The following is an 8,707-nucleotide window of genomic DNA, read 5'->3' on the forward strand; positions in this document are numbered from 1 at the left end:
AGGAAAAATCATGGTCGCCACGGTCGCACTCGTCATAGCCGAACACGACAACGCCAGCCTGAAAGGCAGCACCCTCCACACCGTCACCGCCGCCATCGCGTGCGGCGGGGAGGTGCACGTACTGGTCGCCGGCTCGAACGCCGGCGCCGCAGCCGAAGCAGCCGCGCATATCGCCGGCGTATCCAAGGTCATCGTGGCGGACGCCGCGCACTTTGCCGACGGTCTGGCCGAGAACATCGCCGAGCAGGTGCTGGCGCTGGCCGCCGGCTACAGCCACATCCTGGCCCCGGCCACCGCCTACGGCAAGAACATCCTGCCGCGCGTGGCCGCCAGGCTGGATGTGGCGCAGATTTCCGAAATCACCAAGGTCGACTCGCCGGACACCTTCGAGCGTCCCATCTACGCCGGCAACGCGATCGCCTATGTGCAATCGTCGGACAAGATCAAGGTCATCACCGTGCGTTCGACCGGCTTCGACGCCGCTGCCGCCACCGGCGGCTCGGCTGCGACCGAAACCGTCGGCGCCGTCGCCGATTCGGGCAAGTCCGCCTTCGTCGGCCGCGAGCTGGCCACGTCGGACCGTCCCGAGCTGACGGCCGCCAAGGTCATCGTTTCCGGCGGCCGCGGCATGGGCTCGGGCGAAGCGTTCAAGATCCTGGAACCGCTGGCGGACAAGCTGAACGCCGCCATGGGCGCCTCGCGCGCCGCCGTCGACGCCGGCTACGTGCCGAACGACTGGCAGGTGGGCCAGACCGGCAAGATCGTCGCGCCGACGCTGTACATCGCCGTCGGTATTTCCGGCGCGATCCAGCACCTGGCCGGCATGAAGGATTCGAAAGTCATCGTGGCCATCAACAAGGATCCGGAAGCACCCATCTTCTCAGTGGCCGACTACAGCATCGTCGGCGATCTGTTCGACATCGTGCCTCAGCTGGTCGCCGAACTGGGCTGAGCAGCGGAAGACCCCTGGCGCCAACGCCGGCATAGCCCGGGCAGCGGCGCGTTTCACCTCCCAAAGTGTTGACAATGATTTCAATCTCTACTAAGCTTCAATTAATCAACCGGCTGGTCGGTCGAATTATTGCGGCGGACATGGATGCATACAGGAGACGATGATGCAGCAGAATGAAGTGGCAAGGACGGCCGTCGAGCGGCCGCTGAACGGCAAGGTGGCGGTGGTGACGGGCGCGGGGCAGGGCATCGGGCTGGGCATCGCGGAAGCGCTGTTCGCTCAAGGCGCCAGCGTCATGCTGGCCGATATCGATGGCGAGCTGGTGCGCGCGGCGGCGGCCGGGCTGGCCTCGGACGACCGGCACCAGGCCCTGGCAATGGTTACGGACGTGGCCAGCCAGGCGGCCGTGGCATCCCTGTTCGACCACGTGATGAGCCAGCTGGGACGGGTCGATATCGTCGTCAACAATGCCGGCATGATCAGCAAGACGCCAACCATCGACCTGACCGAAGCGCAGTTCCAGCGCGTGCTGGACGTGAACCTCAAGGGCGTCCTGTTCGGTTGCCAGGAAGCCGCGCGGCGCATGGGCGGGCACGGCGGCAGCATCATCAACATCGCCTCGGTGGCGGCCCATGCCAGCGCGCCCGAGACGGCGGCATATTCCGTCAGCAAGTCCGCCGTGCTCGCGCTGACGCGGGTGATGGCTGTCGAGTGGGGCGCGCGCAATATCCGCGTCAACTCCGTCAGTCCCACCGGTGTCGACACGGCCATGGGAGCCGCCCTGCGCGCACGCGATCCGGAAGGCTTTGCCCGCCGCGCCCGGCGCGTGCCGCTGCAGCGCGCGGCGCAGGTGGCCGACATCGCCAACGCCGTGCTGTTCTTCGCCAGCGACGCCGCCGGCTTCGTCACCGGCCAGGACTTGCTGGTCGACGGCGGACTGATGCTGCAAAACCCCGGCTTCGTGGTGTGACCGCGCACGCAGTGCTCAACCAGGAGAAAGCATGCAAGACGAACTGATACTGTGCAGCCAGGCGGGACGGGTAGGCGTCATACAGCTGAACCGCCCGGCCCAGCTCAACGCGCTCAACGACGCGCTGATGGACGCACTCGGGGCGGCGCTGCTGCGCATGGACGCCGACGCCGGCATAGGCTGCATCCTGATCAAGGGCAACCCCAAGGCCTTTGCCGCCGGGGCGGACGTGCACGCGATGCAGGACAAGTGCTATGCCGAGGTGGTGTCGACCAATTTCATCAGCCGCAACTGGGAAACCATCCTGTCCGTGCGCAAGCCGGTCGTCGCCGCCGTGGCCGGCTTCGCGCTGGGCGCCGGCTGCGAGCTGGCGATGATGTGCGACATCATCATCGCCGCCGACAGCGCCTGTTTCGGCCAGCCGGAAATCAAGCTCGGCATCATTCCGGGCGCGGGCGGCACCCAGCGCTTGCCGCGCGCGGTGTCCAAGGCCAAGGCGATGGACATGGTCTTGTCGGCGCGCATGATGGATGCGGCCGAGGCCGAGCGCGCGGGGCTGGTGTCGCGCGTGGTGCCGGAGGCGCAGCTCGAGGAGGCGGCGCTGGCGACCGCCACGACCATCGCCGCGATGTCGCTGCCCAGCCTGCTCGCGGCCAAGGAGGCGCTCAACCGTGCTTACGAGAGCACGCTGGCCGAAGGGGTGTTGTTCGAGCGGCGCAGCTTTCACGCCATGTTCGCCACGCGCGACCAGAAAGAGGGCATGGCGGCGTTCGTGCAGAAGCGCAAGCCCGATTTCACGCACGACTAGCAAACACTTTCTATCTTTGAGGGAATCGCATGAACATCGACACAATCGGCATCGTCGGCTCCGGCCTGATGGGCAGCGGTATCGCGCAGGTGTGCGCGGCGGCGGGACTCGAGGTCGTCTTGAACGACATCGACGAGGCGGCGATACAGCGCGGCCTGTCCACCATTTCGGAAAGCCTGACGCGCATGGTAACGAAGGAAAAGATCACCGCTGAAACGGCGGCGCGGATACGCGCGCGCATCCGTGGCGGCACCGAGTTCGGCGACCTTGGCCAGGCGGATTTCCTGATCGAGGCCGCGACCGAGCGGCTGGAGACCAAGCAAAAAATCATCCAGGCCCTGGACGCCGTCGCCAAGCCCGGCAGCATCATCGCCACGAATACCTCGTCGGTGTCGATCACCAAGCTGGCGGCCTGCCTGGCCAGTCCGGAGCGGCTGGTCGGCATGCATTTTTTCAACCCCGTGCCGGTGATGGCGCTGGTGGAAGTGATACGCGGCATACAGACCAGCGACGCCACTTTCGAGGCCACGCGCGCCCTGGCAGCGCGCATCGGCAAGACCGCGATCGGCGCGCGCAACGCGCCGGGCTTCGTGGTGAACCGCATACTGGTGCCCATGATTAACGAGGCGGTCTTCGTGCTGCAGGAGGGGCTGGCCAGCGCCGAGGAAATCGATGCGGGCATGAAGCTGGGCGCCAACCATCCGCTCGGGCCGCTGGCGCTGGCCGACCTGATCGGACTCGACACGCTGCTGTCGGTGATGGAAGTGTTTTACCGCGATTTCAACGATTCAAAGTACCGGCCGGCGCCCTTGCTGCGCGAAATGGTCGACGCCGGGCGCTACGGCCGCAAGAGCGGCCGCGGCTTCTATCAATATTAGACCGGCGGCCAGCGGCGGCTTGCCCTTTCTCGAAAGCTCATCATGACCCAGTTGGCAACCCTTGAACGCCACGGCAGCATCGCCGTCCTGCGCATCGCAAACCCGCCGGTGAACGCGCTTTCCGACGCGGTGGTGGCGGAGATGCGGCAAGCCCTGGCGGAGTTCGCCGCCGACCGGTCGTTCGCGGCGCTGCTGATCCACTGCGACGGCCGCACCTTCATTTCCGGCGCCGACATCACCGTGTTCGATGCGCCCGGCTACACGGCGCAACCCTTCAACGACATGCTCAACGGTATTGAGCAATCCGAGCGGGTGGTGCTCGCCATGCTCCATGGCACGGCGCTCGGCGGCGGGCTGGAGGTCGCGCTGGCCTGCCACTACCGCATCGCCCTGGCCGGCACGCGGATCGGCACGCCCGAGGTGACCCTCGGCTTGCTGCCCGGCTCGGCGGGCACGCAGCGCCTGCCGCGCCTGGCCGGCGCCGCCATGGCGCTGGCGATGATCGCCGGCGGGCGCATGGTCGATGCGAACGCTGCGCTGGAGGCCGGCATCATCGACGCCATCGTCGAGGGCGAGGCGCTAGTCGCCGGACTGGCGTACGCGAACGCGCTGCTGGCCCGTTCGGCCGCGCCGCGCCGCGTGTGCGACCTGCGGGTCGATACGTCGGCGCTGGCGCCGGACTTTTTCGCCGTGGCCCACGCGAACGCGGCGCGCCAGCACGCCCAGCCGGTCCAGCGCGCCATCGTGCAAGCGGTCGAGGCCTCGGTCACGCTGCCGTTCGCCGACGGCGCCGCGTGCGAGGCGGCGCTGTTCCTCGACGCGGTCCATAGTCCCCAGTCGCGCGCGCTGCGGCATCTGTTCTTTGCCGGACGCCAGGTCGGAAAGATCCCGGGCCTGGCGCGGCTGCCGCCGCGTCCGGTCGAGCGCGTCGGCATCATCGGCGCCGGCACGATGGGCAGCGGGATCGCGATCAATTTCCTCGACGCGGGACTGGCGACGGTGCTGGTCGACGCGTCCGCGAGCGGTCTCGAACGCGGCGTGGGACTGGTCCGGCAACACTACGAGGCCGGCGTCAAGCGGGGCAAGCTGACGGCGCAGCAGCTGGACTCGCGCATGGCGCTGCTTAATCCCGTGCTCGACGATGAGGCGCTGGCCGACTGCGACCTGGTGATCGAAGCGGTGTTCGAGGATATGGCGCTGAAGGAGCGCGTCTGCGCGCGTCTCGGCGCGGTCTGCAAGGCCGGCGCGATCATCGCCACCAATACCTCCACCTTGGACGTGGACCGGCTGGCGGCGGCGTCGGGGCGCCCGGCGGATGTGATCGGCATGCATTTCTTTAGCCCGGCCAATATCATGCGCCTGCTCGAGGTGGTGCGCGGCGCGGCCACCGCGCCCGACGTGCTGTCCACGGTGATGGGCCTGGCCGCACGGATCGGCAAGGTCGCGGTGGTGTCCGGCGTGTGCTACGGCTTCATCGGCAACCGCATGCTGATCGACTATTTGCGCGAGACGGAATTCCTGCTGCTCGAAGGCGCGACGCCGGCGCAGATCGACGGCGTCATGGAAAGCGTGGCCTTGCTGGGCATGGCCATGGGACCCTGCCGCATGCTCGACATGGCCGGCGTCGATGTCGCCGCCAAGGTCGTCGCCGAGCTCGAACGCGATGGCGCGCTGCCGCCGGACCCGGGCTACCGGGCGGTCGCGCGCGCGCTGGCCGGGGCCGGGCGCCTCGGGCAAAAGAGCGGCGCCGGCTTCTACGACTACGAAGGGCGCCAGGCGCTGCCGTCCGCCGCGGTGACAGCGCTGTGCGAGACGCTTGCCGCGCGGCTCGGGATCGCGCGGCGCGACCGGATCAGCGACGAGGAAGTGCTGGAACGGCTGCTGTTCCCTTTGATAAACGAGGGCTGCAAGATCCTGCGCGACGGCATCGCCTACCGGGCCGGTGATATCGACATCGTCTGGACCGCCGGCTATGGTTTTCCCGACTATCGCGGCGGCCCGATGTTCATGGCCGACCAGATCGGCCTGGCCCATATCGCGGCCCGGCTCGCGCATTACGGCGCCGAACGCGGCAATGCGTTCGGCTACTGGACGCCGGCGCCGCTGCTGCTGGAGCTGGCGGGCGAGGGACGCAAGTTGTCGGCCTGGGCATCCGGGGCCGCCTAGGCCCGCGCGCAGCTGGAGCCATTCATGCCTGAGATAACCCGCCCGACCAAGGAGCAGGTCCGCCAGTACCTGGCGCAACGCCGTCTCGAGCGCTCGCTGCCACCGGCGCCGGCCGAGATCCGCGCCCGGCTGGGCTGGTGCCTGACGCCGGGCGCGGACGGCGCCGCCGCGTCCGCAGCAGCCATCGCTTTGTACCATGTTCGCCACAAGTGAAAAAAGGTTGACTACCGACCGGACGGTCGATATATTTGATATTGACCAATTGACCGGCCGATCTTGCTCACTTCGCAAGAAACTATAAAAAATCAGGAGACATGATGTACAAGAAAAAATTGAAGGTATGGACTTGGCAGCTGAGCGCGAAAAGCGTGTTGTTCGCCAACCTGGGAATCGCGGTCGCGTTCCCGATGGCAAATGCTTCCGCGCAACAAGCACAGGCGGCGGAACCGGCCGTGACGCCGGAGCCGGCCGCGCCGGTCGCGCCCGCTCCCCAGGACGCGGCCGCTCCCCAGGACGCGGCCCCGGCGCAAGGGCAAACGGTCATCATCGGCGCGCGCCGCAGGTCGGAGCGGATGATCGACGTGCCCGTCTCGGCGATCGCCGTCGGCGCGGCGGAAATCCGCCAATACGACTTGACCGCCGTCGCCAACATCAAGATGGTGGCGCCGCAGATTTCGTTCGACCGCGGCTTCACCGGCGGCGGCGCGTCGATCTCGATGCGCGGCGTCAGCTCGTCGAGCCTGGACGCCGGACTCGAGCAGTCGGTCCTGCTGGACTTCGACGGCATGGCCATCAGCCGCGGCCGCATCCTCAACGACGCGATGTTCGACATCGCCGAGATCGACGTGCTCAAGGGCCCGCAGACGCTGTTCTATGGCAAGAACTCGCCGGGCGGCGTGGTGTCGATCAAGTCGGCCGGGCCGACCCGCAAGCTGAGCGGCTTCGCCCGCGTCGGCTACGAGCACACGGGCGACACGCCTTCGCTCGAGGCGGCGATCGCCGGCCCCATCACCGACGACCTCGGTTTCCGGATCGGCGTGCTCGCCAGCGACAGCAAGGGCTACATCGAGAATCAGAACAAGGGCGTGCCCGACCTGATACGCAACGCCGCCAGCGGCAGCACCTTCGTGCCGCCGGCGCAGTCGCGCCTGGGCGCGGAAGGCAAGCGCGCAGCGCGCCTGACGCTGGCCTATGCCAACCAGGACGGCTTCGAAGCCACCTTCAAACTGCTGTACAGCCAGTACCGCGGCCAGAGCTTGCAGAGCTTCAGCGAGGTGATGGGCTGCCCCGCCGGCGTGACGCGGCCGACCACGGTCGGCGGCATCGTCGACCCGACCGGCGACTGCAAGCTCGACAATAAGTCGTCCCAGGGCTGGCTGTCCCCGACCATCATCAACGCCTGGCCGCAGGTCAAGGCCAACGATGGCGGCAAGCCGTACACCAAGGACGACACGGTGATGCCGACCTTGACCATGGACTACACGGTCGACGACATCAAGCTGACCTCGGTGACCGGCTACTACGACTACGACTATATCAGCCAGGGCAACGCCGATGGCATCGCCTATTCCTACTACTGGACCTACAGCAACGAAAAGAACCGCAGCCTGTACCAGGAATTGCGCGCGGTGTCGACCTTCAACAGCATATTCAACTTCGCCGCCGGCGGCCACTACGAGAACAACAAGCGCAAGCTGTTCGTCGGCGGCGCCAACGGCCCGCTGCCGATGGATCCGGCCACCGGCCGCTACCATACCTACGACAACGAGCAGGACAACGCCAGCCATGCGTACTCGGTCTTCGCGCAAGTGACGGCGCGCTTTAACAGCGCCTGGGAACTGGCCGCCGGCGGACGCTACACGAAGGAATCGAAAACCATCAATTCCGTCAACTATTACCTGAACCCGGCGGCGGTCGGATTCCTGCCGCAGGGTAAGGTCGTTGCCGGCGGCAAGAGCGAATCGAACTTCTCGCCGGAAGCGACGCTGAGCTGGCATGCGAGCAAGGACGTCATGCTTTACGGGGCGTACAAGACCGGCTTCCTCGCGGGCGGTTTTTCCAATCCCGGGACGTTGTCGGCGGTCACCACGCGCGATACGCTGTCGTACAGCGCCGAGAAGGTCAAAGGCTACGAGCTGGGCGCCAAGGCGGCCGTGCTGAACCATGCGCTGACCGGCTCGATCACCGGCTACCACTACGAGTACACCGGCCTTCCGCTGACCTCGCTGATCGCCATCGACGCCACGCACCAGACGTTCGTGACGCAAAATGCGGCCACGACGGTCGCCCAGGGCGTCGAGCTCGAGGCGGCCTTCAAGGCGACCCAGGAGCTGACGCTGCGCGGTTCGGCCAACTACAACGACGCCCACTTCGTCGACTTCGCCAAGGCGCAGTGCTACACGGGGCAAACCGCCGCTCTCGGTTGCGTGGCCGACCCGGTCACCAAGGCGGCGACCCAGAACCTGTCGGGCAAGGCGGTCTACCGCTCGCCGGACTGGCTGCTCACGGCCGGCGCCGCGTACGAAACGCGCGTCATGTCCGGCATGAAGCTCAACCTCAACGCCGACCTGCGCTATTCGGCGTCCTATTACGCGGGCTTGAACCTGAATCCGACGTCGTTCCAGGCCGCCTACACAACCGTCAACGCCGGCGCGCGCCTGACGACGGCGGACGGCAAATGGTCGATCGCCTTAATCGGACGCAACCTGAACAACCGGATCTACGCGACGCTCGCCGTGGATAAGCCGGGTGGAAGAGGTGAGGCGTTCGCCGTGGCCGGCGAACCGCGCATGGTGGTGCTGCAGGTCGAAGGCAAGTTCTAGGCCTTGCGGTGACCAGCGGGGGGGCCCCCCCCCCCCCCCGCCCCCCCCCCCCCCCCCCCCACCCCCCGGGCCGGGCGGGGGGGGGGAACCCCGACACGGGGGGGGCCCCCC

At 67.3% G+C, this 8,707-nt stretch carries 7 protein-coding genes; all 7 read left to right on the forward strand.

Going from position 1 to position 8,707, the window contains the following annotated elements; translation table 11 throughout:
- The first annotated feature begins 10 nt into the window (after nucleotides 1–10).
- The 7 genes from ACCD07_RS28600 to ACCD07_RS28630 all read left to right on the forward strand — a co-directional run bounded on the left by ACCD07_RS28600 (nucleotide 11) and on the right by ACCD07_RS28630 (nucleotide 8,596).
- Nucleotides 11–952: an electron transfer flavoprotein subunit alpha/FixB family protein gene (locus tag ACCD07_RS28600; RefSeq protein ID WP_413449310.1), complete on the forward strand. Its 942-nt coding sequence runs from the start codon at nucleotides 11–13 to the stop codon at nucleotides 950–952.
- Nucleotides 953–1,112: 160 nt separating this feature from the next.
- A complete protein-coding gene (locus ACCD07_RS28605) occupies nucleotides 1,113–1,922 on the forward strand; it encodes an SDR family NAD(P)-dependent oxidoreductase (protein WP_413449311.1) in 810 nt (269 codons plus the stop codon).
- A 31-nt stretch (nucleotides 1,923–1,953) separates the two neighbouring features.
- Nucleotides 1,954–2,730, forward strand: coding sequence for an enoyl-CoA hydratase (locus tag ACCD07_RS28610; RefSeq protein ID WP_413449312.1), 777 nt, complete (start codon nucleotides 1,954–1,956; stop codon nucleotides 2,728–2,730).
- Between the two features lie 29 nt (nucleotides 2,731–2,759).
- Nucleotides 2,760–3,608: a 3-hydroxybutyryl-CoA dehydrogenase gene (locus tag ACCD07_RS28615; RefSeq protein ID WP_353403139.1), complete on the forward strand. Its 849-nt coding sequence runs from the start codon at nucleotides 2,760–2,762 to the stop codon at nucleotides 3,606–3,608.
- A 51-nt stretch (nucleotides 3,609–3,659) separates the two neighbouring features.
- A complete protein-coding gene (locus ACCD07_RS28620; RefSeq protein WP_413449313.1) occupies nucleotides 3,660–5,774 on the forward strand; it encodes a 3-hydroxyacyl-CoA dehydrogenase NAD-binding domain-containing protein in 2,115 nt (704 codons plus the stop codon).
- Nucleotides 5,775–5,798: 24 nt separating this feature from the next.
- Nucleotides 5,799–5,987 carry a hypothetical protein gene (locus ACCD07_RS28625; RefSeq protein WP_353403141.1) on the forward strand — a complete coding sequence of 63 codons (189 nt, stop codon included), beginning with the start codon at nucleotides 5,799–5,801 and terminating at the stop codon, nucleotides 5,985–5,987.
- Between the two features lie 101 nt (nucleotides 5,988–6,088).
- The gene (locus ACCD07_RS28630) at nucleotides 6,089–8,596 is read left to right on the forward strand and encodes a TonB-dependent receptor (protein ID WP_413449314.1); all 2,508 of its coding nucleotides are present in this window, start codon (nucleotides 6,089–6,091) and stop codon (nucleotides 8,594–8,596) included.
- Nucleotides 8,597–8,707: the final 111 nt, after the last annotated feature.

This window comes from Duganella sp. Dugasp56, assembly GCF_047304105.1.
Classification (GTDB): domain Bacteria; phylum Pseudomonadota; class Gammaproteobacteria; order Burkholderiales; family Burkholderiaceae_D; genus Rugamonas; species Rugamonas hordei.